At 51.2% G+C, this 701-nt stretch carries 1 protein-coding gene; it reads left to right on the top strand.

Annotated elements, in window-relative coordinates; all coding sequences use genetic code 11:
• On the top strand, positions 1 to 701 hold a 701-nt coding region (locus tag ACWHAR_RS27355; RefSeq protein ID WP_452088466.1), incomplete at both ends, for a substrate-binding domain-containing protein.

The following is a 701-nucleotide window of genomic DNA, read 5'->3' as shown; positions in this document are numbered from 1 at the left end:
ATGTTCACGCTTCTGCGCTTACCGGAAAGCGCACGAACATTATCGGCCTGTTGACGCCCGATATTGCAAACCCGTTTTTCGGCGAGCTTGCCAAAAGTGTTGAAGAGCGGGCGGGCGAGCTCGGCTTCAGCATTATGATGTGCAGTACCGACCGCGATCCGAAAAAGGAGACAACGTATTTCTCGGTCCTCAAGCAAAAAAGCGTCGACGGCATCATTTTTGCGACAGGCATCGAAAATCAGGAGACGATGGATGCGCTCGAGGATATTGCCAAAGAGGGCATACCGCTCGTGATGATTTCCCAGGATCGCGCCCTTGTTCCGATGGATGTCGTGGTCATCGATGATTTTATGGGCGGATATTTAGCGACGCGGTATTTAATTTCGCTCGGTCATAAGACAATCGCCTGCATCGCCGGCGACGGATCGACAACCGGAGAAAAAGACAGGCTGAAAGGCTTCAAAAAAGCGATGGATGAAGCAGGCATCAAAGCGGATGAAACGCTCATCGCCGGATCCGGTTTTTCCCTGGAATGCGGCAAAAAAGCGGCCGCTCAGATTTTCAAAAGCAATATTCCGACCGCCGTTTTTGCCATGAATGATGTGCTCGCGTGCGGAGTCATTCAGACTGCAAGGGAATGGGGGCTCCATGTTCCAACGGATTTATCGGTCATCGGCTTTGATAATACGTTTTTAGCCGAA

It is taken from the genome of Bacillus sp. LR--39, from assembly GCF_053613335.1.
This window is presented reverse-complemented; position numbering and strand designations above follow the sequence as displayed.